Genomic DNA, 23,447 nt, shown 5'->3' with positions numbered 1-23,447 from the left:
TCCAATTCGTTGTTCTATTTGCCGCCGCCGGCGACCTGGTCGCCTTCGCGGGTGAGGTAGTAGGCTGCGAGAATGGGCAGCAGGGTGACGAGCACCACGAACATGGCGACGACGTTGGTCACCGGGCGCTGGCGCGGCCGCACCAGTTCCTCCAGCATCCAGATCGGCAGCGTCTGCTGCTGGCCGGCGGTAAAGGTGGTGACGATCACTTCGTCGAATGACAGCGCGAAGGCCAGCATGCCGCCGGCGAGAAGTGCCGTGCCGATATTGGGCAGGATGACATGGCGGAAGGTCTGGAAACCATCGGCGCCGAGGTCCATCGACGCCTCGATCAGCGAGCCCGAGACGCGGCGGAAGCGCGCCACCGCATTGTTGTAGACGACCACGACGCAGAAGGTGGCGTGGCCGAGTATTATCGTCCAGAACGAGAACGGGATCTCGGCAACGGAGAAGGCGGAGCGTAGCGCGATGCCGGTGATGATGCCGGGCAGGGCGATCGGCAGGATGACCAGCAGCGAAATCGTCTCGCGGCCGAAGAAGCGCGTCTGGCTGACGGCGGCGGCGCAGAGCGTGCCGAGCACCAGCGCGATCGCGGTGGCGATCGAGGCGACGCGGACGGAAAGTCCGAGCGCCTGCCAGACGTCGGGCCGGTTCCAGGCGACCGAGAGCCATTGCAGCGTGTAGCCCGGCGGCGGGAACTGGTAGCTCTTTTCTTCGGTGGTGAAGGCGTAGAGGAAGATCAGCAGGATCGGCAGGTGCAGGAACAATAGGCCGAGAGCGGCTGCGATCTTCAGGCCGAGAGGCGCGGAGGTGGTGCGGTCAGAGCGCATCGAAGGCCCCCTGTTTCTTGGCCATCCAGAGATAGAGGCCCATGATGACGATCGGCACCACGGTGAAGGCGGCTGCGAGCGGAATGTTGCCGGCGGTACCCTGCTGGGCATAGACCGCCTGGCCGATGAAGAGGCGCGACGAGCCTATGATCTGCGGGATGATGTAATCGCCGAGCGTCAGCGAGAAGGTGAAGATGGAGCCGGCGATGATGCCGGGCAGCGCCAAGGGAAACAGCACGTAGCGGAAAGTCTGCGCGGGATGGCCGCCGAGATCGGCCGATGCTTCGATCAGGTTGCCCGGCACGCGTTCCAGCGCTGCCTGGATCGGCAGGATCATGAAGGGCATCCAGACATACACGAACACGATGAAGGTGCCGGTATAGCTGATCGACAACGAGTTGCCGCCGACGATCGGCAGCGACAGCCAGCCGTCGAGCAACCAGCTCAGGTGGAGTTTCGCGAAGATCCAGGTGAGGATGCCTTCCTTGGCGAGGATCAGTTTCCAGGCGTAGATCTTGACCAGGTAGCTCGACCACAGCGGCAGCATGACGCCGAGGTAGAACAGGGCCTTCCATTTGCCGCGCGCGTAGCGGGCCGCATAGTAGGCGATCGGAAAGGCGATCAGGGCGGATGCCAGCGTCACCAGCGCCGCCATGACCACAGTGCGCAGGATGATGTCGAAATTGGAGGGGATCAGCAGCTGGCGGTAGGTGTCCAGCGTGAACTCGTAGTTGATCAGCCCCGAATACTCGTCGATCGAGAAGAAGCTCTGCAGCAGCAGCGCGAACAGCGCGCCGAGATAGACGATGCCGAGCCACAGAAGCGGCGGGGCAAGCATCAGGAAGAGCAGGATCTTCGGATTGCGCCAGAAGAAATCCGACAGCCGGCCGAAGGTGCCGGAGCGGCCTTCAAGGATGCTGTTGTCCGTAATCGCGCTCATGCCGCGTCGTCCATCAGGTGCAGGTCTTCGGCAGCAAACGACAGGGTGACGCCGCTGCCCTGCTCAGGCACGGCAATCGAGGCCGGCACCATGGCTGCGATGCGCGTGCCCTCGTCGGCTTCGATCGTCAGCCGGTTCGAGGCGCCGAGGAAATTCGTGGCCACGAGCCTGCCGGTCACAGTCTTGCGCGCGCCCGTGCCTTGACCGAGCGACAGCGCCTCGGGGCGCAGGCTGGCGTAGCGGGCGGGATAGCCGAGCCTCTTGACAAAGATCGGCGAGAGCACGTTGGAGGAACCGACGAAATCGGCGACGAAGCGGGTCTGCGGCCGTTTGTAGACCTCCTCGGGAGTACCGAGCTGCTGGATCTTTCCGTCGTTGAACACGGCGATGCGGTCGGCCATCGACAGTGCCTCGCCCTGGTCGTGGGTGACGAAGACGAAGGTGATGCCAAGCGATTTCTGTAGTGTCTTCAGTTCCTCCTGCATCTGCTCGCGCAGCTTCAGGTCGAGCGCGCCGAGCGGTTCATCGAGGAGCAGGACGCGCGGACGGTTGACGAGCGCGCGGGCAAGCGCAACGCGCTGGCGCTGGCCGCCGGAGAGCTGGCCGGGCCGACGCGTGCCGTAGCCCGGCAGCTTGACCATGGCGAGCGCTGCCTCGGCCGCCTTCAGCCGCTCTTCCCTGGCCACGCCCTTGACCATCAGGCCGTAGGCGACGTTTTCCAGGATCGAGAGATGCGGAAAGAGCGCGTAGTCCTGGAACACCGTGTTGACGTTGCGCCGGTAGGGGGGAACGCCCTCCGCCGTCTCGCCGAAGATCTCGATGTGCCCGTCTGTGGGTTGCTCGAAGCCGGCCATCAGCCTCAGGCAGGTCGTCTTGCCGGAACCCGACGGCCCCAGCATGGCGAAGAACTCGCCCTCGACAATGGCAAGGTCGACGCTATCGACGGCGCGCACGGCGCCGAAATGGCGGGATACCTTGTCGAACAGGACGGCGGTGGTCATGGGCGTCGAACTCCGGGTAGCAACAGTTTGTACGGCACGATGCGGCAGTCCTCGGTGAATGACCGGGATCTGAGCGGCACATGGAAACGGTCTCCCTCCCCCTTGTGGGGAGGGTTGGGGAGGGGACTTTTTCTTTGCAAACCCCTCCCGGCCCTGTCGGGCCACCCTCGCCATCAGGGGGAGGGATAAAACGGCCTCAACGCCCGCCGATCACGCCTATGTAATCCGACACCCAGCGGTGATAGGGCACGCACTCGCCCTGGCTTTCGCACTTGGAAATCGGCGTCTTCCAGAAGCGGATCTTCTCGAAGTTCTCGAAGCCGTTGGTGGCGCAGCCCTCTTCGCCGAGGAGCTCGTTGCCCTTGCAGGCCCCGGGTACCGAGGGGACGGCGCCGAACCAGGCGGCGGCGTCGCCCTGCACCTTCGGCGAAAGCGAATGTTCCATCCACATGTAGGCGCAGTTCGGATGCTCGCTGTCGGCGTGCAGCATGGTCGTGTCAGACCAGCCGGTCACGCCCTCCTCCGGAAAGGTCGAGGCGATCGGCTGCTTTTCCGCCTTGAGCAGGTTGACCTGGAAGGGCCAGGAGCCGGAGGCGACGACGCCCTCGTTCTTGAAGTCGTCGATCTGGATCATGGCGTCGTGCCAGTAGCGCCCGACCAGGGTGCGCTGGACGCGCAGAAGATCGAGGGCTGCCTTGTACTGGTCCTCGTTGAGTTCGTAAGGATCCTTGATGCCGAGCTCGGGCTTGTGATGCATGAGGTAGTTGGCGGCGTCGGCGATGTGGATCGGGCCGTCATAGGCCTGGATGCGGCCCTTGTTGGATTTTCCGTCCGGCAGCGTCATCTCCTCGAAGACGACGTTCCAGCTCTTGGGTGGCGCGTCCTTGAAGGCCTCGGTATTGTACATCAGCACGTTCGGTCCCCACAGGTAGGGGGTGCCGTAGTGAACGCCGTTCACCGTGTTCCATGGCGCGCTCTGCAGGCGTTCGTCCACCGTCTTCCAGCTCGGGATCAGGTCGGTGTTGATCGGCTGGACGCGCTTGCCGGCGATCAGGCGCCGAGAGGCGTCGCCAGACGCGGTGACGAGGTCGAAGCCGCCCTCGTTCATCAGCGCGACCATTTCATCCGAGGTGGCTGCGGTCTTGACCGAAACCTTGCACCCGGTCTCCTTCTCGAAGGCCGTGACCCAGTCATAGTTCTTGTCGGTCTCGCCGCGCTCGATATAGCCGGCCCAGGCGACGATCGAAACCTCGCCTTCGCCCTTGCCCAGTTCCTTCAGTGGCTCCTGTGCCACGGCGGCGGTGGCGAATGAGAGCGACAGGGTCAGCGCGGTGCAGGAATGCAGAAATCGCTTCATGATAGTCTCCCGGTTTGTCCGCTTGATGCGCGGTATTGTTCCCGGAAAGAAGCGTGCCCCGTTTCTGCCGCTTTCGCAAATTCATTAATCAGAATTGCGGTATCGGAATTTCCGAAATCGAATGGAAACCTTGCAAACGCAGGTCGAGACAGGGCCGCTCAGTGGGGCGCCGTCGGCCTCGCCAGCACGCCGGGGTCACGGCTCCCTACAAGCCCAGGAACTCAAAGGGCTTGGCCTCCTGGAAGCTGGACGTCGCGTTCCCCGAATAGGTGTGATCCTGGTTCTCGCCGAGGTCCAGTTTCATCACCTTGCCCGTCTCCGGCGAGAAGTCGATCGCGTTGAGGTCCACCCAGAAGGTGTTCGGCGTCAGTGCGCTTTCGAAAAAGTAGAGCTTGCGCTTGTGGTCCACCACGGTGCGCCAGCGAGTGGAGGAGATGTTGGGTTCCTCGGGCGTGGTCAGGCCGTAGGGCACGGACACGTTGCGGATGACGCTGAACACGCTTGCAAGCGCGCGGTTGGGGTTTTCGTCCTTCGGGATCGCGTTCACGTAGAAGGAGGCGCGCGCAAACCGGTCGGCAGCGCGGTTCGTGCCGGGCAGCATGACCGTGCCGCCGATCTGCTGCCAATAGGAATTGAGCGCGAGCTGCTGATCGAAGATCGGCGAGTTGGTCATCACCTGGTATTTGCGGTCATGGTGGATGACCTGCTTGCCGCCGATGTATTCGACGATCGCGCTGTCGCCGGTCTTATCCGAGATCGACAGGTGCAGCGTCGTCAGGCGCTCCTCGCCGGGTACGTTGGCGGTGACGATCGTGAACGGTTCCTTCTCCAGCGCGTCCACGGCCTCGGCAACCGTGGCGAAGCTGTCAAGCACGTATTGCGCCCATGCCGCGATGGTCAGGCCGGGCTTGTTGACGTTTGGCGCCGGATACTGGGATTCGACCAGCCAGAGGAGATTGGCGGAGAGGCCCGCCTCGTTGACGCCGTCCGTGGTGGAGACGTCGTAACCGGTGGCAACGACCGAACCGTACTTTGCCTTCCATTCGAAGGAGTTGGGGCCGGCCTGGCCGTTGCGCTCGATGCCGCGCGGCAGAACCCACAGGTTGGTCGCCACATCGGTCTTCCAGTCCATCGAGCGGGCGGTGATGATATTGTCGTCCGGGCCGAGATAGACAAGCCGCGTGCAGGCCTGCCCGATCGAGGGGCCGAGGCGAGGCAGACGGCCGTCGCCAGAGCAAGGAACCTCCGGGCGGCAGTGCCGGTCCTGTTCATCGTTGAACTCCTCTCCACGGGGGGCACGTCGGACGCCGGTGCCGGGCGATGCCGAAACCTGCCTTCAACTTATCGGCCCGCCCGCCGTTTGCAACCCGCGAACTGCCGCGCCCCTGTCGGCAAATGCAAGCAGACGCGTTTCTTCAGCGTCCGCGGCCGCTTCGAAGCGCCTCGGCGATCCCGACGAAATCGCGGGCCGACTGCGGCAGGCTGGAGCCCTTTCTCCAGACCATGCCTACCTGCACCACCGGCAGTGCGCCGGAGACGTCGCGGCTTTCGATGCGGTCGCCTTCCAGCGACCACGGGCGGTAGACGAGGTCGGGCAGCAGCGCGATGCCGGCGCCCGTCGCCACCAGGCTGCGCACCGCTTCGACCGAGCGGGTGCGGAAGGCCACATGCGGACGGGCGCCAAGTGCTGACAGCAGCTTGCCGGTGTTTTCCTCGATTTCGTCCACCGTCAGCATGATCAGCGGCTCCTTGGTGATATCCCCGACCGAGATGATCTCGGCGGAGACCAGCGGATGGCCGAGCGGCAGCCAGAGGCGGTAGGGGGACGTCTCGATGATCTCCGCCTGAAGCGCCATGCGGTCGCGCAGGTTGGAGATGACCATGACGGCGACGTCGAGTTCACCGCCGATCAGGAGGTGTTCGAGGTAGGAGCCGTTATCCTCTATGGCGCTGACCTCTACGCCGGGAAAGGCGCGGCGATAGCGGGCCAGGAGGTCGGAAAGCACGTAGCCTGCGACCAGCGAGGTGACGCCGAGATTGAGCTGCCTCTTTTCGGTCGAGGGGTTGTCGGAAAAGGAACGGCGCGCATCGGAGACGCTGGCGAGGATCTTGGTCGCATGCCGGAGGAACTGGTGGCCGTTGTGGGTGGTCGTCAGGCCGCGCGGGTGGCGCTCGAACAATTCCACGCCAAGGTCGCTCTCCAGCTCCTTCACCGCTTCGGTGATCGAGGACTGCGAGATCGACAGGATCTGGGCGGCGCGGGTCACCGATCCCTGTTCGGCGACGGCGACGAAATACTGCAACTGACGAAGGGTAAAGGCCATGCCGGCAGTTAATATGGGGCCTTGACGGCAGGCAAGGGGCCGCCGCATTCCTGTGTGGTCATCGGGGCCGCCGCGAGTCCTGTCCCGCCGTCGCCGCGATCCTCCACCCGGAATGCATGAGAGAACATAAAAGATGACCGTACCTGCCAAGCCTCTCCCCACCGAACCCGGCATTCTCGCCTTCCACAAGCGCTGTGAGGATTTCTATCCGGCCGATGCCGTCGATGCGCCGATCGCCCAGCAGCGGCAGTGGTACGATGCGCTCTGCGCCGAGTTCGACCAGCCGTCGCCGGCCGGCATGATCCGCGAGGAGGCGATGGTTCTGGGCCGCATTCCCACACGGCGCTACCGTCCGGCGCGGGTAACGACCGAGACGCGGCTCTGTTACGTCCACGGCGGCGGTTTCGTCGTCGGATCGCTGCAGAGCCACGACGCGATCTGTGCGGAGATTGCCGAAGCGGCCGGTGCCGAACTGATCTCGGTCGACTACCGGCTGGCGCCGGAGCATGTGTGGCCCGCCGCGTTCGAGGACTGCTTCGAGGTGCTGAAATATTTGCTGCGCGGCAATGGGCCGGTCGTGCTGATCGGCGACAGCGCCGGGGGCAATCTCGTCGCCGGCCTCGTGCTGAAGGCGCGCGACGAACAGCTTTCCGGCGTCGTCGGCCAGGCGTTGATCTATCCGGGCCTTGGCGGCGATACGTCGGCCGGCTCCTATGTGGAGATGGCCGAGGCGCCTGGGCTTTCGACCGCCGACGTGCTCTATTACCGCGACGTCTATCAGGCGCCGCAGGACAATCCCTACGCATTTCCGCTCGCCCACGCGGATCTCTCCGGCCTGCCGCCGACCTTCATCACCGGCGCGTTCTTCGATCCGCTGCGCGACGATGCGCGGCAGTATGCGGCCCGGCTGGCGCTGGCCGGCGTGGAGGTCCGCTTCCGCGAGGAGCCGCAGATGATCCATGCCTGGCTGAGGGCGCGCCACATGAGCGACGGTGCGGCGACTGGTTTTGCGGCGCTGTGCGGCGCCGTTGCCGACTTCGCGGGGCGGGAGGCGACGACGTGAGCGGAATCACCGATCTGGACAGGCTCGTCTCCGAGATGCGGCCCGCGCTGAAGGACGGGCTGTTCGTGTTCTGCAGCCTGCCGTTCGCCGAGGCGGAGCGGCTGCGCCATCTCGATGCGCTCGGAACGTTCCGGGAAGAGGAGGGGATGACGCTGATCTTGCCCGCCGCGGTGGCGGCGGCCGAAGGGATCGGGTGCAGCGCGCCGATGCGACTGATCACGCTCAGCGTGCACTCCTCGCTTGAGGCCGTCGGCCTGACGGCCGCCATTGCCACCGCCCTTTCGCGCGAGGGCATCAGCGCAAACGTCGTTGCCGCCTTCCACCACGACCATGTGTTCGTGCCTGCCGCAGACGGTGAGCGGGCCCTTCAGGTCCTCTCAGCGCTCGCCGGCAATGGCGCAAAGCGGTAAATTCCCGCGCGCCCCTGACCGGTGTTTTCAACGCTCGTCCCAGTGACGGCGGAGCAGATAGGATTCGAGCCTGTCCAGATATTCCCGCCAGCCGTCCCGGAAGGCTTCGGCTTCTGCGCGGTGCGCCATCGGCGACTGGTGGATCGTCAGGCGCGTTGTTCCATTGACGGCGTGAAAGGAAACGGCGACTTCGCTCTCCTCGCCCTCATCGGACTGTAGCGCGAACGAAATGGAGTTGTTCTCGACGATGTCGCGGTAGAGCGCCGACATCACCGTGTCTTCTCCGAACGGGGAGCGGATCACGGCGGACCAGGTTCCACCGGGGCGGAAATCCATGGCGATCGAGTGCGTGGTGAAGTCGTGCGGTCCCCACCAGAGCGCCAACAGTTCCGGCGCGGTCCACAGGCGGTAGACGACCGGAACGGGGGCGTCGAAGCGGCGCTCGACGGAAAGGGCGGTATCCGCGGACGCGATGGCGCGCTGCAGGATCGTCATCGTTTGCTCCTCGCGCAGCATCACAGGCCGGGACGTCAAATCCCTGCGTCATGCATGCGCAGATATGATGTCGCTATACGTCCGCCGAAGCCAGGTGCGGCGCACGGAGAATTCCAGGCCGTGGCGCGGTGTCCTTTCGGCGATCCGATCGCCGAAGGCAAGGGCCGACCTTCGAAGGCTTCAGATAATCATTCCCTAGTCTGTTTCCAGCCCGTCTTGCGCAATAGTTTCGCCGTCCTTGCGTGGTCCCGTCCCAGCGGCAACGCTCCCAGGCTTTTTCTCGGCTCCTCCAAAGACGCAATCGATCCAATCTGACGTGCGAATCGATGCCGGAGGCGAAACTGATCCCGAAAAGTGGCGAACCGGCGGCGGCAGACCCGTATTCATGTCCGCTGACGAACACGAATTCGTGGCCGTTCGTGCCTGATCCGTGATGCCGCCTCAGTACGCTTGCTCGGCCTGCATGCGCGACAGGTCGCGCCGGGGCGGCCGGCTGTAGATGCGAACATGGTCGCGGCTGAACTGCGAGGGACTGTCGTAGCCGACGCGGAACCCGGCCTCGGCCGCACTCAGTCCTTCGGCGACCATCAGCCGTCGCGCCTCGTGCATGCGCAGGCGGGTGCGGAACTGCAGCGGGCTCATCGCGGTCGCGGTTCGGAAATGCTCGTGGAAGGAGGAGGGGCTCATGCCGGCGATGCGGGCGAGGTCCTCGATCCGGGTCGGCGCGGCATAGTTGTCGCAGAGATAGGCCACGGCCCGGCCGATCTGGCCGAGATGGCTCTCCCCGCTTACGATCTGGCGCAGGATCGCCCCTTGTGGGCCGGTCATCAGCCGGTAGTGGATCTCGCGGATGACCAGCGGCGCGAGCGTGGCAATGTCTTGCGGCGCATCGAGAAGCCCGAGGAGACGGGTGGAGGCATCGACCAGTTCGGGCGTGGCGGCTTGGACGCCGGCCGCCTCGGTGCGGTCCGGTTCCGGCGCGCCGCCGCCCGTGTGGGCTACCCCCAAGAGCAGGTCTGCCAGCATCCCGCGGTCAAGGCTGAGCTTGAGGCAGAGATAGGGCGCGTCGGTGCTTGCCTCGATCACGGCGCCGATGATTGGCAGGTCGATGCCGACGACCAGGCAGCCGCCGGTCTCGTAGACGATCTCGCGGCTGCCGATGCGCGCCCGCTTGCGGCCGGAGGCGACGAGGCAGAACGAGGGGTCGTAGAGCGTGTGGACCGGGTCGGACACGGCCTGGGAGCGGATCAGCGACAGCCCGGGCACCGCCGTGTCGAAGAAGCCGTCGTCGGGCGCATGTCGCGCGATGCGTTGTTTCAATTCCGTCAAGTTCTCCATGGGCAGATCTTCTAGTAATCCGGGCTGATTGCCAAGACTGCCGACAGGCGTTTCGGAGGATCGTGCAAGAATGGCGGAAATCCGTGCTACCGCACCCAAGCCTGTCGTTGCCATTCTCAAACCTGCCCGGTGCAAACCCGCCGCGGGCAGCAAGGAAAGGATGATGAAATGACCAGCATATCCGAGAAGGTAATTTTGATCACCGGCGCCAGCAGCGGCATCGGTGCGGGCCTTGTCCGCGAACTCGGTGAGGCCGGAGCGAAGCTGATGATCGGCGCCCGCCGCACCGAACGCCTGGAAGAACTGAAGGCCGAGGTCGAGGCTGGCGGCGGCACGGTCGCGCTGCGTGCCCTCGACGTGACGCATCGGCAGGACGTGGAGGATTTCGCCCGTGCCGCGCTCGACGCATACGGTCGCATCGATGTGATCGTCAACAATGCCGGCGTGATGCCGCTGTCGCCGATGAATTCGCTGAAGGTCGAGGAATGGGACCGGATGATCGACGTCAACATCCGCGGCGTGCTGCACGGGATCGCGGCGGTGCTGCCGGTGATGAACGCACAGGGCTTCGGCCATATCATCAACGTCTCCTCCGTCGGCGGCCTTTATGTCGTGCCCACCGCCGCCGTCTACTGCGCGACGAAATATGCGGTGCGGGCGATTTCCGATGGCCTGCGGCAGGAGAACGACAAGATCCGCGTCACCTGCGTCTATCCGGGCGTGGTCGAATCCGAGCTCGCCAGCACCATCACCGACCCGGTCGCGGCGGAGGCGATGGTTTCCTTCCGCAGCAACGCCCTGAAGCCGGAGGCGATCGCCGCCGCGATCCGCCATGCCATCGACCAGCCGGCCAACGTCTCGACGAGCGAGATCGTCGTCCGTCCGACCGGCGGTTACTGAAGGGAGATCGATCATGCATCGCCAAATCCGAATCTTCGCCGCGGTCCTCCTGTGCGCCACGCCGCTTGCCGCCTCGGCCGACACGACCGAAGAGCGCCTCACGCGCGGCGATTCCGTCATCAGGAGCCTGAACAATGGCGAGACCCAGCCGACGCTGGAGCGAATGCGGGAGGAGTTTCCCTTCCTTGCAGAGGCGACCGAGGCCTATGCGCTCGGCGACGTCTGGTCGCGGCCCGGTCTCGACAACCGCACCCGCCAGCTTGCCGCCGTGGCCGCCTTCGCGGCGATCGGCGAGCGGGTCTTCATGAAGGTCCATGCCGGCTACGCGCTCAACATCGGGGTCACGGAAGAGGAGTTGAAGGAGATCGTCTACATGGTGACGGTGCCGGCCGGCTTCCCCAAGGCGATCGCCGCTTCGCAGACGCTGTCGGAGCTCTTCGCCGAGCGCCGCGAAGGCCAGCAGTGAGGAGACGAAGGTGAACGGTATGCAGTTTCTTGCGGCGGGCGCGATCGCCCTTTGCGCCGCATTCGTTCCAGTCCAGAAAGGTCATGCGCAGATGAACACCGCTTCCGATGCCCGCAACAGCCATCCCTATGCCGGGATGTGGATCACCGAGGACGGCCACGTCCGCCACGAGTTGCTGCCGAATGGCCGCTACGTCGAGGCGCGCGGCAGCCGCGAGGGCGCCTACAAGGGGCGCTACGAGGTGAGCGGCGACCACATCGAGTACTGGGACGACACCGGCTTCACCGCCGACGGCGACTTCATCGACGGCGTGCTCCACCACGGCGGCATGATCCTCTATCGCGACGGACAGAAACCGGCCCAGTAAGGGCGCAGCAAGAGTGGGGCGGCTCGTTGGCCGCCCCCATTCGACCGGCTCGCAGGGTAATGAAGGGAATGAGCGCGTCACCTCACGCCTTGAAGGTCGCGACCCGGTATCCGTAGGCAACGATCATGATGCAGAGGACGGCAGTCGCGACCGGATTGACGTAGTCCTTCACGGTCTCGTAGGCCTGCCCGAGGCCGAAGCCCGCAAGCGCCAGCGCCGATGTCCAGATGACGCTGCCGATGGCGGAGTAGGCCAGGAACTGCCAGAACGGCATGCGGGCGATGCCTGCCGGCACAGAGATCAGCGTCCGCACCGTCGGTATCAGCCGGCCGATCAATACAGAGACCTGGCCATGCCTGCGGAAACGTTCCCCGGCCTGCGCGATGTCGTCGGGCGACATCGTCAGCCAGCGCCCGTGCCGGCCCGCGAACGACTTGAGCTTCTTTTCCCCCATCATGCGGCCGAGCACGTACCAGGGGATGATTCCCAGCAGGGATCCGGTCGAACCGGCTGCGATGACGGCGACGATGCTCATGTCGCCGCGAGTGGAGAGATAGCCCGCCAGCGGCATGATCAGCTCCGAGGGGATCGGCGGGAAGATGTTTTCGAGGAACATCAGCAGGCCGATGCCGAAAACGCCGAACTGCTGCATGGTGGAGTGAACGAATTCCTCCATCGGTTCACCCGGCTTCCGACATGCGCATGGCGCCTGACCGTTCCTGATGCGCAGGCATCCGCCCGTCCTTCATGTCGTCATCCTTTCAACTGGTCGCGAACAACGCCCGAGACGGCAAAAAAGATGCATCGCCGGATCGCCCCTTTTTCGCCACCCAGCCCATCGACCTCACCTTCGTGCCGCCTATATCGCCTTTGCGAGAGAACAGAGGCGTAAACATGACATCGATACTCGTCGAAGGCGACACATGCTGGCGGATCCGTAAAGCGGATCGGGTGACGGTGATCGTCGACGCCGCCGGATTCTTCGAGCATGCCCGGAGTGCGATGCTGAAGGCGGAACGGTCGATCTTCATGATCGGCTGGGATTTCGACACCCGCATCGACCTCGTCCCCGGCGAGCCGAAGGACGAAGCGCCCGAGAAACTGGGAAGCTTCCTCAACTGGCTGGCGAAGCGGCGCGAAGGCCTGGATATCCGCATCCTCAAGTGGGACATCGGGCTGTTGAACTCGATCACCCGGGGCGAAACGCCGTTCTACATCCTGAGCTGGATGTTCTCCAAAAAAGTGCAGCTCAAGCTCGACGGCGCGCACCCCACGCTGTCGGCGCATCATATGAAGCTGCTGGTGATCGACGACCGCGTCGCATTCTGCGGCGGCATCGACATGACCGTCGGGCGGTGGGACACCCGGGAACACCTCGACGACGACAGGCGCCGGCGCTCGCCGATGGGCTTCGCGCAGGGGCCGTGGCATGATGCGACGACCTGTATCGCCGGGCCGGCCGCGGCGGCTCTGGGGGATCTGGCGCGCGCCAGGTGGAAGCATGCCACCGGAGAAACACTCGATCCGCTCGAGGCGCGGTCAGATCCCTGGCCGGAGGGTCTCAACGTCGATTTCCACGACATCGAGATCGGTATCGCGCGGACCTTGCCCGAATACGAGAAGCAGCCCCAGGCCTCCGAGATCGAGGCGGCAAAGCTCGCGATGATCGCCACCGCGAAACGGTACCTGTATGTCGAAAGCCAGTATTTTGCGTCACGGCGGATCGCCGAGGCCATGGCGGAAAGATTGCGTGAGCCGGATGGTCCCGAGGTGGTCCTGATCAATCCGGAGGGGGCTGACGGGTGGCTCGAGGCGAAGACGATGGACTCGGCACGCATCCGGCTGATGAAGCTGGTCCGCGACGCCGACCGGCATGGCCGATTCCGATTGCTCTATCCCGTCAACGACGCGAGGAACCCGATCTATGTTCATGCCAAGATCATGATCGCTGACGACCGGATCATGAAGCTCGGCTCGGCGAACCTGAACAACCGCTCGATGGGCTATGACACGGAATGCGACGTCATCATCGAATCCCGCGCGGACAATGACGCCATCGCCGAAAAGATCCAGGCCCATCGCAACGACCTGCTGGCCGAACACCTCGGCTGCGACCCTGCCGAGGTAGCGGCCGCGCTCGAAAAGCACGGCTCGCTTGTCCGGGCGATCGAGGCCCTCAACCGGGCGGAAGGGAGAGGACTGATCGACGTCCCGATGCGCGAACTCACCGCGGAGGAGAAGATGCTTGCCGAATCCGACATCGCCGATCCGGAGCGCCCGACGGGCGTTGCCCGGCGCATGTCGGGATATCTGCGGCGTCAGCGATACAGGCATGCCTGATCGCTCGGTGCCCGTGGCGGGCTGCGGCATCTCGACGATTTGCGGCGGCGCCGGCGACGAAGATGACGGGTCAACCGGACAAGCCGCCTTCGGAAGACGGCGTGACCGGACGTGCGGGGCCGCCCCGGGGAGGGGCGGCGTCGCTATCACATGAAGTCGCGGGGGACCGCCTTTTCGAAGGTCTTCTCGAAGATCTGCACTTCGCCCTCGAAGGCGCGGACGGAGGCGGAGATCAGCCAGTCGGTCTGCGTGCACGCGATCGTCGCCGTCGAGACGGTGCGGACGAACCAGCCGGGGCGCTGCATGTCGCAGGTCCAGGTGGAAGTGCCGGTCGCCGAGAGCGGGTCGCCCTCGGCAATCGACCAGAGCTCGTCGCGCACCTGCCGCGTCGCAAGCCCCGTGCCGGGGTGTTCCGACAGGCCGGTGTCCTCGTAGATCGTGTACTCGGTCAGGCCGTTGGTGAGATCGCGCTCGACGCTGCGGGCGGTCTCGCCCGGCTCCAGTTCGTTGTACTTCGGCAGCGGGTCCTTGTTGGCCGGTTCCGGCAGCGAAACGGCCTCGTGGCCCCCAAGCTTCGGCAGCGCCAGGCCGAGACTGGCAAGGTCGATCGTGAGGCCGGGGTCGGTCGGCGGCGGGACGATCGTCGGCCAGTAGGAGGTCGACAGCGACAGGCGGATGCGGTGGCCGGCGCCGAAGCGGTAGCCCATCGCGTCGAGTACAAGGCGGACCTCGGTCTTCTCGCCCTTCCTCATCGGCTTCGGCTCGGCGTTTCCGTCCCTGTGGGCGAGGTTGAGCACGCCGAAGGAGACGCGGGTGGCCGTGCCGTCCGGGTGGACGTCGACGATCCGGGCGCAGAGGTTGGCGATGTCAGCCTCGCAGGAGAGCTGCAGGTCGAGCACCGGCTGGCCGAGATAGTCGCGGGCCTCCGTCAGCGGCGGCGTCTCCAGCACCAGCGAACCGGCGTCGTCGAGGCGCTGGTCGAGCGCCATCTCGGCATCCGGCTTCAGCGTGAACCATTCGCCGGACATGGTGCCGGTGTCGAGCGGCGAGCGCAGGTAGTGGTCGTGGTTCGACGCGCCTGCGATCGGCATGCCGGGCGCGAGCGTGCCGAACTGCTCGACATAGAAGCACTCCATGTCCGGGGCGCTCCATTCCTGCTTAGCGATCCAGGTGCCGGGATCGAACTCGCGGCGGAGCGACGGTTTCGGCCCGTCCTGGATGTAGGCGCGGACCTGCGGCCAGTTCTCGGCGCCGTTTTCCTCGCCGCGCAGCCAGCGGTTCCACCAGGCGATGGCTTCGGCGTGGAAATCCATGCGCGGCTTCGGCCAGGCGAAATGCGGGTATTTGTGGACCCAGGGGCCGATCAGGGCCTTGGCCTTGGAACCGAGTCCCTCGACGGCTTTCAGCGGCGTGTTGCGGTAGCCGTCGGCCCAGCCGGCGATGACGAGGGCGGGAACGGGGAAGCCGTCGAAATCCTCGCAGATCGAGCCGTGCTTCCAGAAGGAGTCGCGGCGCTGGTGCTTCAGCCACTCCTCCAGGAAGAAGGGCTCGTTCTCCAGCCGCTCCAGCCACATCGCCTTCCAGCGGTCGCCGACGATCTCGGGATCGGGCGAGCGGGACTGGTAGGCGAGCATGGTCGCCGCCCAGGAGAGCTGGGCGGAGAGATGCGTGCCGTTCTTGTAGTGGATGTCGTCGTTATAGCGATCGACGGTGGAGGCGATCGAGATGACCGCCTTCAGTGCCGGCGGTTTCAGGGCAGCCACCTGAAGGCAGTTGAAGCCGCCCCAGGAGATGCCCATCATGCCGACCGAACCGTTGGACCAGGGTTGGGCTGCGATCCAGGCGATCAGTTCGCAGGCATTGGCGAGCTCGAGCGGCGTATATTCGCCGTCGATCACGCCGTCAGACTCGCCCGAGCCGCGGATATCGACGCGCACGCCGGCGATGCCGGCTGCGGCGAAGACCGGGTAGGTAGATTCGTCGCGCGCACAGGTTCCGTCGCGTTTCCGGTAGGGGAGAAATTCGAGAACGGCGGGCACGGGGTCATTCTCGGCCCCGTCCGGCATCCAGATGCGCGCGGAAAGCCGCGTGCCGTCCGCAAGCGTGATCCACTCGTTCTCGATCACGGTGAAGTTTCGTTCGGTCATGCTCTTCTTCCGATCCGTTGCTCGCCTCAGGCCTCGATCCAGGCGCGGCTGCCGATGTAGCCATTCGACATGTCGTTGCCGATGTCGTCGACGATGCCCTTCACGGACGTCGAGGCAGCCATGACGTAGTCGTTGAAGACCGGCAGGATCAGGCCGCCCTCGTCGCGGACCATCAGCGCCATGGTGCGGTAGAGGTCCTTGCGCTTGGTCTCGTCAAGTTCCGAGCGGGCCTGCAGCAGAAGCTTGTCGAAGTCCTCGCGCTTGAAGCGGGTATCGTTCCACTCGGCGGTGGAGAGGTAGGAGGTGGAGTAGCGGGAATCCTGCGTCGGCCGGCCGCCCCAATAGGAAGCGCAGAAGGGCTGGACGTTCCAGACGTTGGTCCAGTAGCCGTCCTCCGGTTCGCGGCGGACCTCGATCTCGATGCCGGCCTTCTTGGCGCTTTCCTGGAAGATGACGGCGGCGTCGACCGCGCCGGCGAAGGCGGCGTCGGAGGTGCGCAGCAGGACGGGGCGGTCATGCCCGGACTTCTTGAAGTGGAAGGCCGCCTTGTCTGGATCGTAGGCGCGCTGCTCGATGTCGTCGGCGGCGAGCGCATAGTTGGAATTGACGGGATAGTCGTTGCCAAGCGTGCCGTAGCCGCCGAGTACGCGGTCGAGGATCGCCTGCCGGTCGATCGCATATTTCAGCGCCAGCCGCAGGTCGTTGTTGTCGAAGGGGGCGGTGTCGCAGTGCATCAGGAACGAGTAGAAGCCCTTGCCGGCGCTGCGGATGATCTCGACGCGCGGCGCACGCTTCAAAAGCGGCACGGTCTTCGGGTCGATGTTGTTGATGAAATGCACCTGACCCGAGGAGAGGGCGGCGATGCGCGCGGTCGCGTCGTTCATCACGATGATCTCGACCGAATCGACGAAGCCGCGATCGGAGCGCCAGTCGGCAGCGTTTTTCTCGAAGGTGGCACGCACGCCGGCCTCGTAGCTGGAAAGCTTGTAGGGGCCGGTGCCGACGGCCGCGGCCGGATTGTCGAGGCCGCCGTTCGGCTGGATGATCAGGTGATAGTCGGTCAGAAGCAGCGGCAGGTCGGCATTGCCTTCGGCCAGCGTGATGACGAGGTCGCCGGCCTTCTCCTCGATCGTCTTGATCGAGCTCATCAGGCCGAGCGCGCCGGACTTGGCGCCTTCGTCTGAGTGGCGCTTCAGGGTGGCGACCACGTCGGCCACCGTCATCTTGCTTCCGTCGTGGAACGACACGTCGTTTCGGATCTTGAAGGTCCAGACGGAAGCGTCGGCGGAGGGTTCCCAGGACGAGGCGATCGAGGGCAGGGCGGCGCCGGTCTTGGGATCGGTCTCGACCAGCGTGTCGCCCCACAGGCGGCCGATGACGAAGAGCACCGAGGCGCTGTAGGTCGCCGGGTCGAGCACATCGGTGGCGGCCCCTCCCTTGAGACCGAGCTTCAGATGCCCGCCGCGCGTCGGCTCCTGCGCACGCGCGCCCGATGCCGCCAGCGTACCGCCAAGGCCGGCGGCGATGCCGAGCGCGGCCGTGCCGGCAAGGAAGCTGCGGCGATTGATCTCGGTCGGGACGATCAGTCCGTCGGGGCGCCTGGTGAAGTCGGTCATGCTGAAGTTCCCTCAATTGGATGTTCCAGCGGGAAACCTATCGCTTCATGGACACTACACAATTTCGCGACTTGATGCTATCTGACGCTAGTTTACGCTATATCGCCAATAGCCGTGGAGTTGCGTCTTGCCCGATCCCGATCCGTTCGCGCAGAACCTGCGCTTCGCCTGTTCGACGCGGCGGTCGATCTCGCAGATCTGTCGCGAAATCGGGCTTAACCGGCAGCAGTTCAACCGCTATATCAGCGGCGAGGCACGGCCTTCGCCGCACAATGCCGGACGCATCGCCGCCTTCTTCGGCATTGCCCCCCAGGACTTCGACCTTGCGCCCAAACTGTTTGCGGCACGGCTTACGCGCCCTGATCGCGACCGGTCGTCGGCACATGGGCTGCTGGACGGTTTTCCCGGAGACCTCGCCGCGCTGCGGCGCCATGTCGGCTACTACCAGACCTATCACATCTCGCCTTCATGGCCGGGGCTGGTCGTCTGCTCCTGTGCACGCATCTACGAGGAGGGCGGGGCGATCCGGGTGAAGTCGATCGAGCGCATCCACGATGCAGCCAACGAGATCCACCAGTTTTCGAAATATGTCGGGCTCGTCACCTTCTGGCGCAACCGCATCTTCATCGCCGAGCGCAGCGTCGGCCAGCAGCCGATGCTGTCGCAGACGATCCTCATGCCGTTCGAGGTGCACCAGCGCGTCTACCTGCGCGGCACCACCATGGGGGTCTCCTGGCGCAAGGAGAACCTGCCCTATGCCTCGCGCATGATCTGGCGTCATATCGGCCAGGAGCCGGACCTGCGCCAGATGCTGTCGCGTTGCGGCGTGCTGCCCTTCACGTCCAGGCAGTTGCCCGCCACCGTCAGGAGCTTCCTCGACACCCCCGATGCCGAGGTCTTGACGGTGCCGACGGACTACTGAGGCCAACCCGGCTGAACGCCTTCGATCGGCTGGTCATGAGGACGGCGAGGGATTGGCCTTCGCGCTTCCGGATGCGGCGCTACTTCGAAGCGAGGAGGCTGGCAAAAGTCGCGACGTCCACATTGCCGCCGCTCAGGATGATGCCGACGCGCTTGCCGCGGCAGGGTATGATGCCGTTCAGTACCGCTGCCGCGGCCAGGCAGCCGGTCGGCTCCACGACGATCTTCATCCGCTCGGCGAAGAAGCGCATCGTGTCGACCAGTTGCGCATCCGAGACGGTACATATGCCTTCCACCTTGTCCTGCAGGATCGGGAAATTGTGATAGCCGACATGGGTGGACAGGGCGCCGTCGGCGATCGATTTCGGCACCGGGATATGCACGACCTCGCCCTTTGCGAGCGACTGCCGACCGTCGTCGCCGGCTTCCGGCTCGATGCCGTAGACGGCGCAATCGGGGGAGCGCGCCTTTGCCGCGAGCGCTGAGCCGCCGAGCAGACCGCCGCCGCCGAGCGGAACCACCAGCATATCGAGCGGGCCGACGTCCTCGATCAGCTCGAGTGCCGCCGTGCCCTGGCCGGCAATGACGTCGGGATGGTCGTAGGGCGGGATCAGGCTGGCTCCGGTTTCACTGGCGATGCGGCGGCCGATCGCCTCGCGATCTTCCGTGTAGCGGTCGTAGAAGACGATCGTCGCACCGTAGCCGCCGGTTGCCTGCGCCTTGATGGCGGGCGCGTCGTGCGGCATCACGATGGTAGCGGGCACGCCCAGCAGATGAGCGGCATGCGCGATCGCCTGCGCATGGTTGCCCGACGAGTAGGCGACGATGCCGTTCCTTCTGATATCCGGTGTAATCGCCGCGATCGCGTTATAGGCGCCGCGGAACTTGAAGGCGCCGACGCGCTGCAGGTTTTCGGCCTTGAAGAACAGGGTGGCGCCGGCTTTCTCGTCTGCAGTCCTCGAGGTGAGGACCGGGGTGCGGTGCGCCTTGCCGGCGAGACGCGCCTGCGCGGCGCGGACGTCCTCGAAGGTGGGGATGCGCAGGGATTGCTGGCCGGTGGCGTCGTTCATGGGATTCTCCGCTTCAGGGCGCATTCAGCCCGGGTGCAATGTGTGCCGGCGCACAACCGTCCCCGCACGGGCCGGAGGTGGGAATGTCGGACCCCTATTCGCCGGCCGGTCATCTCCTCCATAAGGGGGAGATGACCCTATGGAGTCGGCGCGGCCGTCCTTTCCGTCCCCCCGGACTGGGTCGGGGGTCCAGCGGCGTCGCGTCCGCGACGCGAAAAGTGCTTTCCCGCGCAAGGACTTGCGCGCACTGGATGTCGGATCGGGTCCGGCATGACGGGCTTCCATCGTTCCCTGGCGATAAGCTCAGTTCCCCGCGCTCTCCATCCGCCGGGTCGTCAGCACCTTTTCCAGCCAACCGATTTCCATTTCGGGAACCGATTTCAGGAGCAGGTCGGTATAGTCGTCGAACGGTGGCGAGAGCACCTTCGACTTCGGGCCGAAGCGCACCAGCTTGCCGCGGTGCATGACGGCAACCGAATCGGCTATCGCGCGGACGATGGCGATGTCGTGGGTGATGAACATGTAGGAGACCTGCGTCTCCTCCTGCAGTTTCAGGAGCAGCTTGAGGATGCCTTCGGCTACCAGCGGGTCGAGGGCTGATGTGGGCTCGTCGCAGAGGATCAGTTCGGGCCGAGCGGCGAGCGCCCGGGCAATCGCCACGCGCTGCTTCTGTCCGCCGGAGAGCTCGGCCGGGAAGCGATCGAGGAAGCGGTCGCCCATCTCGATCTGGTCGAGAAGCTCGCGCACCCGCTCCGTCTTCTGCTTGCCGTGCAGGCCGAAGTAGAACGTCAGAGGCCGGCCAATGATGTTGCGCACCGTCTGCCGCGGGTTCATCGCGGTATCGGCCATCTGGTAGATCATCTGGATCCGGCGCAGCTCCTCGTTCTTGCGGCCCTTCAGCGCGCGTGGCAGCGGCTTGCCGTCGAAAGTGACGGTGCCTTCCTGCGGCGGCAGCAGGCCGGTGATCACTCGTGCGAGCGTCGACTTGCCCGAACCGCTCTCGCCGACGACGGCGAGCGTCTGGCCTTTCGGCAGGTGCAGCGAAACGTTGTGCAATACCTTGAAGCCGTTGGCGTAGCCGGCCGTGACGTTGTCGACCTTGAGCAGCGTGTCGGACTGGTCGGCGGCCTCGTCGCGGCCGGTGCCGCGGACGTTGACGAGCGCGCGAGTATAGTCCTGCGTCGGCGCCTCGATGATCTGCTTGACCGTGCCGTATTCCACCATCTTGCCGTGGCGCAGCACCAGGATGTCGTCGGTGATCTGGGCGACGACGGCAAGGTCGTGGGTGATGTAGATCGCCGCCGTGTGCGTCTCCTCGATCGCGTGCTTGATCGCGGCGAGCACGTCGATCTGGGTGGTGACGTCGAGCGCCGTCGTCGGCTCGTCGAAGACGATGAGCTCGGGGTTGGGGCAGAGCGCCATCGCGGTCATCGCCCGCTGCAACTGGCCGCCCGAGACCTGGTGCGGATAGCGCTCGCCGAAGGTCTCGGGATTGGGCAGGCCGAGCACCCGGAAGAGATAGAGCGCGCGCTTTTCGGCCTCCGCGCGGCTCATGATGCCGTGCTTCAGCGTGGCCTCGATCACCTGCTCACCGAGCCGATGGGCGGGGTTGAAGGCCGCCGCCGCAGATTGCGCGACATAGCAGACCTTGGCCCCGCGCACCTTGCGGATGCCGGCATGGTCGAGCTTCAAGAGGTCCTGGCCGTTCAGCGTGACCTCGCCGCCGGTAATGCGGACGCCGCCGCGGCCATAGGCGAGCGCGGTGAGGCCGATGGTGGACTTGCCGGCGCCGGACTCGCCGATCAGGCCCAACACCTTGCCCTTCTGCACGTCGAAGTTCACGCCCTCCACGAGGGTGACCGTCTTCGGCGCTTCGCCCGGCGGGTAGCTGGTCGCCTCGATCTTGAGATTGCGGACGGAGAGCAGAGCAGTCTTTGACGGTTCAGGCATCGCCGCGTCCTCCCTTCAGGCTCGAGGTGCGTTTCATCAGCCAGTCGACGACGAGGTTGACGCAGATGGTGAGGATGGCGATTGCCGCACCCGGAACGAGGGCTGCGGAGATACCGAAGATGATGCCGTCCTTGTTGTCCTTGACCATGCCGCCCCAGTCGGCGGCCGGCGGCTGGATGCCGAGGCCGAGGAAGGAGAGGGTGGAGAGGAACAGGATGGAGAAGGCGAAGCGCAGGCCGAATTCGGCGAGCAGCGGCGACAGCGTGTTCGGCAGGATCTCGCGGAAGATGATCCAGCCGGTGCCCTCGCCGCGCAGGCGCGCCGCCTCGACGAACTCCATCACCGCCACATCGAGCGCCACGGCGCGGCCGATGCGGTAGACGCGGGTGGAATCGAGCACCGCCATCACGAGGATCAGGATCCAGAGCTGCTGCGGCAGGACGGCGAGGACGACCAGCGCGAAGATCAGCGTCGGAATCGCCATCATCAGGTCGTTGAAACGCGAGAACAACTGGTCGACGAGCCCGCCGGTAACGGCGGCGATGAAGGAAAGAAGCATGCCGAGGCTGAAGGACAGGACGGTCGCTGCGAGCGCCACGAAGATCGTGGTGCGGGCGCCGTAGATCAGCCGGGACAGGAGGTCGCGGCCGAGATTGTCGGTGCCGAGCAGGAAGTCCCCGCCCATGGGCGCCCAGATGTCGCCGACGATCTCGCTCTCGCCATGCGGCGCGAGCCATGGTGCGAAAATGGCGCAGATCAGGGCGATCGCGATGCCCGCGATGCCGACCCATGCGCTGAGCGGAATGGAGCGCAGTCTCATCGCGGATGCCTCAGTCTCGGGTTGGCGACAATGGCGAGGATGTCGGCCACCATGTTCAGGAAGATGTAGAAGGCGGCAAAGATCAGGCCGCAGGCCTGCACCACCGGCATGTCACGCACCGTCACCGCGTCGACCATGTACTGGCCCATGCCGGGATAGACGAACACGACCTCGACCACGACGACGCCGACGACGAGATAGGCGAGGTTCAGCGCGACCACGTTGATCACCGGGGCGACGGCGTTGGGGGCCGCGTGCCTTGCGATGATGCGAAGGCCGCTGAGCCCCTTGAGCTCTGCCGTCTCGACATAGGCCGACGACATGACGTTGAGGATCGCGGCACGGGTCATGCGCATCATGTGGGCGAGCACCACCAGCACGAGGGTCGCGGTCGGAAGCGCGATCGCCGAGAGGCGTTCGGTCAGGCCCATGCTGTCGTAGACGGTGGCGGGGAAGGTGGCCACGCCCATCTGAACGGCGAAGAACAGGATCAGCAGGTAGCCGACGAAGAACTCCGGCAGCGAGATCGCCGCCAGCGAAATGACGTTGATGACCTTGTCCACCAGCCTGTCGCGGAACTGCACTGCGAGCATGCCAAGGCCGATCGCAAGCGGGATCGAGATGATTGCTGCAAAGAAGGCGAGGAAGAGGGAGTTGCCCAGCCGCTTGCCGATCTGTTCGCTGACCGAGTTGCGGGACGCCCACGAATTTCCGAAGTCACCCTGCAGCGCGCCGCCGAGCCACTGGAAGTAGCGCGTCGTGGCGGGCTGGTCCAGGCCGAGATCCTTCCGGATGTTGGCGACCGCCTGGGGGGTGGCCGACTGGCCGAGATAAGTGGTGGCGAAGTCGCCCGGCAGCGCCTCGACACCGCCGAAGATCATAATCGAGACGGCGAAGAGAAGGGCCACGCTGAGCGCGAGCCGCTGGAGGATGAGGGCCGCAAGCGGGCTTTTTCTGACGAATTTACCCCAGGGCGAAAGCGCACCCTGGTCATTTGAAGTCGCAGTGTTCAAAGATTGATTTCCCTTGGACGCATCCGTTCCCGCAGCGACGGAGAGTTGCGGGTCGGAACCCGCAACTCCTGCCATCGTC

The 23,447-nt window shown here is 65.1% G+C and carries 21 protein-coding genes and 1 pseudogene; 7 read left to right on the top strand and 15 right to left on the bottom strand.

Annotated features, from left to right (window positions below):
- Window positions 1-14: 14 nt before the first annotated feature.
- The 6 genes and pseudogenes from CRO48_RS12825 to CRO48_RS12800 form a co-directional block, all read right to left on the bottom strand.
- The gene (locus tag CRO48_RS12825) at window positions 15-830 is read right to left on the bottom strand and encodes an ABC transporter permease (RefSeq protein WP_097139832.1); all 816 of its coding nucleotides are present in this window, start codon (window positions 828-830) and stop codon (window positions 15-17) included.
- Window positions 820-1,770 carry an ABC transporter permease gene (locus CRO48_RS12820; protein ID WP_097139830.1) on the bottom strand — a complete coding sequence of 317 codons (951 nt, stop codon included), beginning with the start codon at window positions 1,768-1,770 and terminating at the stop codon, window positions 820-822. The genes CRO48_RS12825 and CRO48_RS12820 overlap by 11 nt, the downstream gene beginning before the upstream one ends.
- Entirely contained in the window at window positions 1,767-2,771 is a 1,005-nt protein-coding gene (locus CRO48_RS12815) for an ABC transporter ATP-binding protein (protein WP_097139828.1), read from the bottom strand. Before CRO48_RS12815 ends, CRO48_RS12820 begins: the two co-directional genes overlap by 4 nt.
- A 196-nt stretch (window positions 2,772-2,967) precedes the next feature.
- The gene (locus tag CRO48_RS12810) at window positions 2,968-4,128 is read right to left on the bottom strand and encodes an ABC transporter substrate-binding protein (RefSeq protein WP_097139826.1); all 1,161 of its coding nucleotides are present in this window, start codon (window positions 4,126-4,128) and stop codon (window positions 2,968-2,970) included.
- A gap of 205 nt (window positions 4,129-4,333) precedes the next feature.
- Window positions 4,334-5,323, bottom strand: a pseudogene (locus CRO48_RS12805) (linear amide C-N hydrolase); the annotation flags it as partial.
- Between the two features lie 220 nt (window positions 5,324-5,543).
- Window positions 5,544-6,452, bottom strand: a complete 909-nt coding sequence (locus CRO48_RS12800) for a LysR family transcriptional regulator (RefSeq protein WP_097139822.1) — start codon at window positions 6,450-6,452, stop codon at window positions 5,544-5,546.
- Between the two features lie 133 nt (window positions 6,453-6,585).
- On the opposite strand from CRO48_RS12800, the gene CRO48_RS12795 reads away from it, so the two are divergent.
- Complete coding sequence (locus tag CRO48_RS12795; protein ID WP_097139820.1) at window positions 6,586-7,515, top strand: alpha/beta hydrolase; 930 nt, start codon at window positions 6,586-6,588, stop codon at window positions 7,513-7,515.
- Window positions 7,512-7,925 (top strand): ACT domain-containing protein, encoded by a 414-nt coding sequence (locus tag CRO48_RS12790; RefSeq protein ID WP_097139818.1) that lies wholly within the window; start codon window positions 7,512-7,514, stop codon window positions 7,923-7,925. Before CRO48_RS12795 ends, CRO48_RS12790 begins: the two co-directional genes overlap by 4 nt.
- Window positions 7,926-7,952: 27 nt before the next feature.
- Here the strand turns inward: CRO48_RS12790 and CRO48_RS12785 are convergent, their stop codons facing one another.
- The gene (locus CRO48_RS12785) at window positions 7,953-8,420 is read right to left on the bottom strand and encodes an SRPBCC family protein (RefSeq protein ID WP_176526743.1); all 468 of its coding nucleotides are present in this window, start codon (window positions 8,418-8,420) and stop codon (window positions 7,953-7,955) included.
- Between the two features lie 441 nt (window positions 8,421-8,861).
- Window positions 8,862-9,758: an AraC family transcriptional regulator gene (locus CRO48_RS12780; protein ID WP_097139814.1), complete on the bottom strand. Its 897-nt coding sequence runs from the start codon at window positions 9,756-9,758 to the stop codon at window positions 8,862-8,864.
- A gap of 168 nt (window positions 9,759-9,926) precedes the next feature.
- Between CRO48_RS12780 and CRO48_RS12775 the strand changes: the two genes are divergently transcribed.
- The 3 genes from CRO48_RS12775 (at window position 9,927) to CRO48_RS12765 (ending at window position 11,491) form a co-directional block, all read left to right on the top strand.
- A complete protein-coding gene (locus CRO48_RS12775; protein ID WP_097139812.1) occupies window positions 9,927-10,658 on the top strand; it encodes an SDR family oxidoreductase in 732 nt (243 codons plus the stop codon).
- Window positions 10,659-10,671: 13 nt separating this feature from the next.
- Entirely contained in the window at window positions 10,672-11,124 is a 453-nt protein-coding gene (locus tag CRO48_RS12770; RefSeq protein WP_097139810.1) for a carboxymuconolactone decarboxylase family protein, read from the top strand.
- Window positions 11,125-11,215: 91 nt separating this feature from the next.
- Window positions 11,216-11,491: an Atu4866 domain-containing protein gene (locus CRO48_RS12765; RefSeq protein ID WP_245423515.1), complete on the top strand. Its 276-nt coding sequence runs from the start codon at window positions 11,216-11,218 to the stop codon at window positions 11,489-11,491.
- A gap of 82 nt (window positions 11,492-11,573) precedes the next feature.
- Here the strand turns inward: CRO48_RS12765 and CRO48_RS12760 are convergent, their stop codons facing one another.
- Window positions 11,574-12,167 carry a DedA family protein gene (locus tag CRO48_RS12760; RefSeq protein WP_097139806.1) on the bottom strand — a complete coding sequence of 198 codons (594 nt, stop codon included), beginning with the start codon at window positions 12,165-12,167 and terminating at the stop codon, window positions 11,574-11,576.
- A gap of 218 nt (window positions 12,168-12,385) precedes the next feature.
- On the opposite strand from CRO48_RS12760, the gene CRO48_RS12755 reads away from it, so the two are divergent.
- Window positions 12,386-13,831 carry a phospholipase D-like domain-containing protein gene (locus CRO48_RS12755; protein WP_097139804.1) on the top strand — a complete coding sequence of 482 codons (1,446 nt, stop codon included), beginning with the start codon at window positions 12,386-12,388 and terminating at the stop codon, window positions 13,829-13,831.
- A 146-nt stretch (window positions 13,832-13,977) separates the two neighbouring features.
- Here the strand turns inward: CRO48_RS12755 and CRO48_RS12750 are convergent, their stop codons facing one another.
- Together CRO48_RS12750 and CRO48_RS12745 are read right to left on the bottom strand one after the other, a co-directional pair.
- Window positions 13,978-15,978: a CocE/NonD family hydrolase gene (locus tag CRO48_RS12750; RefSeq protein ID WP_097139802.1), complete on the bottom strand. Its 2,001-nt coding sequence runs from the start codon at window positions 15,976-15,978 to the stop codon at window positions 13,978-13,980.
- A gap of 26 nt (window positions 15,979-16,004) precedes the next feature.
- On the bottom strand, window positions 16,005-17,594 hold the full coding sequence (locus CRO48_RS12745) for an ABC transporter substrate-binding protein (protein ID WP_097139800.1): 1,590 nt from the start codon (window positions 17,592-17,594) through the stop codon (window positions 16,005-16,007).
- A gap of 127 nt (window positions 17,595-17,721) precedes the next feature.
- Between CRO48_RS12745 and CRO48_RS12740 the strand changes: the two genes are divergently transcribed.
- Entirely contained in the window at window positions 17,722-18,516 is a 795-nt protein-coding gene (locus tag CRO48_RS12740) for a helix-turn-helix domain-containing protein (protein ID WP_097139798.1), read from the top strand.
- Window positions 18,517-18,595: 79 nt separating this feature from the next.
- Here the strand turns inward: CRO48_RS12740 and CRO48_RS12735 are convergent, their stop codons facing one another.
- The 4 genes from CRO48_RS12735 to CRO48_RS12720 form a co-directional block, all read right to left on the bottom strand.
- Window positions 18,596-19,585, bottom strand: coding sequence for a threo-3-hydroxy-L-aspartate ammonia-lyase (locus CRO48_RS12735; RefSeq protein ID WP_097139796.1), 990 nt, complete (start codon window positions 19,583-19,585; stop codon window positions 18,596-18,598).
- A gap of 303 nt (window positions 19,586-19,888) precedes the next feature.
- Window positions 19,889-21,535: an ABC transporter ATP-binding protein gene (locus tag CRO48_RS12730; RefSeq protein ID WP_097139794.1), complete on the bottom strand. Its 1,647-nt coding sequence runs from the start codon at window positions 21,533-21,535 to the stop codon at window positions 19,889-19,891.
- Window positions 21,528-22,355 (bottom strand): ABC transporter permease, encoded by an 828-nt coding sequence (locus CRO48_RS12725; protein WP_097139792.1) that lies wholly within the window; start codon window positions 22,353-22,355, stop codon window positions 21,528-21,530. The genes CRO48_RS12730 and CRO48_RS12725 overlap by 8 nt, the downstream gene beginning before the upstream one ends.
- A complete protein-coding gene (locus CRO48_RS12720) occupies window positions 22,352-23,368 on the bottom strand; it encodes an ABC transporter permease (RefSeq protein ID WP_407071925.1) in 1,017 nt (338 codons plus the stop codon). Before CRO48_RS12720 ends, CRO48_RS12725 begins: the two co-directional genes overlap by 4 nt.
- Window positions 23,369-23,447 lie beyond the last annotated feature (79 nt).

The sequence above is a fragment of the Rhizobium subbaraonis genome, assembly GCF_900220975.1.
Taxonomy (GTDB): Bacteria; Pseudomonadota; Alphaproteobacteria; order Rhizobiales; family Rhizobiaceae; genus Mycoplana; species Mycoplana subbaraonis.
The sequence above is the reverse complement of the archived record's forward strand: the minus strand, read 5'-3'. Positions and strand labels throughout refer to the sequence as shown.

Coding starts and splice junctions, on each gene's coding strand:
- CRO48_RS12785 (WP_176526743.1), bottom strand. CDS start 8,420: ATGACGATCCTGCAGCGCGCCATCGCGTCCGCGGATACCGCCCTTTCC.
- CRO48_RS12810 (WP_097139826.1), bottom strand. CDS start 4,128: ATGAAGCGATTTCTGCATTCCTGCACCGCGCTGACCCTGTCGCTCTCA.
- CRO48_RS12735 (WP_097139796.1), bottom strand. CDS start 19,585: ATGAACGACGCCACCGGCCAGCAATCCCTGCGCATCCCCACCTTCGAG.
- CRO48_RS12825 (WP_097139832.1), bottom strand. CDS start 830: ATGCGCTCTGACCGCACCACCTCCGCGCCTCTCGGCCTGAAGATCGCA.
- CRO48_RS12750 (WP_097139802.1), bottom strand. CDS start 15,978: ATGACCGAACGAAACTTCACCGTGATCGAGAACGAGTGGATCACGCTT.
- CRO48_RS12755 (WP_097139804.1), top strand. CDS start 12,386: ATGACATCGATACTCGTCGAAGGCGACACATGCTGGCGGATCCGTAAA.
- CRO48_RS12815 (WP_097139828.1), bottom strand. CDS start 2,771: ATGACCACCGCCGTCCTGTTCGACAAGGTATCCCGCCATTTCGGCGCC.
- CRO48_RS12770 (WP_097139810.1), top strand. CDS start 10,672: ATGCATCGCCAAATCCGAATCTTCGCCGCGGTCCTCCTGTGCGCCACG.
- CRO48_RS12775 (WP_097139812.1), top strand. CDS start 9,927: ATGACCAGCATATCCGAGAAGGTAATTTTGATCACCGGCGCCAGCAGC.
- CRO48_RS12745 (WP_097139800.1), bottom strand. CDS start 17,594: ATGACCGACTTCACCAGGCGCCCCGACGGACTGATCGTCCCGACCGAG.
- CRO48_RS12765 (WP_245423515.1), top strand. CDS start 11,216: ATGAACACCGCTTCCGATGCCCGCAACAGCCATCCCTATGCCGGGATG.
- CRO48_RS12760 (WP_097139806.1), bottom strand. CDS start 12,167: ATGGAGGAATTCGTTCACTCCACCATGCAGCAGTTCGGCGTTTTCGGC.
- CRO48_RS12795 (WP_097139820.1), top strand. CDS start 6,586: ATGACCGTACCTGCCAAGCCTCTCCCCACCGAACCCGGCATTCTCGCC.
- CRO48_RS12800 (WP_097139822.1), bottom strand. CDS start 6,452: ATGGCCTTTACCCTTCGTCAGTTGCAGTATTTCGTCGCCGTCGCCGAA.
- CRO48_RS12725 (WP_097139792.1), bottom strand. CDS start 22,355: ATGAGACTGCGCTCCATTCCGCTCAGCGCATGGGTCGGCATCGCGGGC.
- CRO48_RS12780 (WP_097139814.1), bottom strand. CDS start 9,758: ATGGAGAACTTGACGGAATTGAAACAACGCATCGCGCGACATGCGCCC.
- CRO48_RS12820 (WP_097139830.1), bottom strand. CDS start 1,770: ATGAGCGCGATTACGGACAACAGCATCCTTGAAGGCCGCTCCGGCACC.
- CRO48_RS12730 (WP_097139794.1), bottom strand. CDS start 21,535: ATGCCTGAACCGTCAAAGACTGCTCTGCTCTCCGTCCGCAATCTCAAG.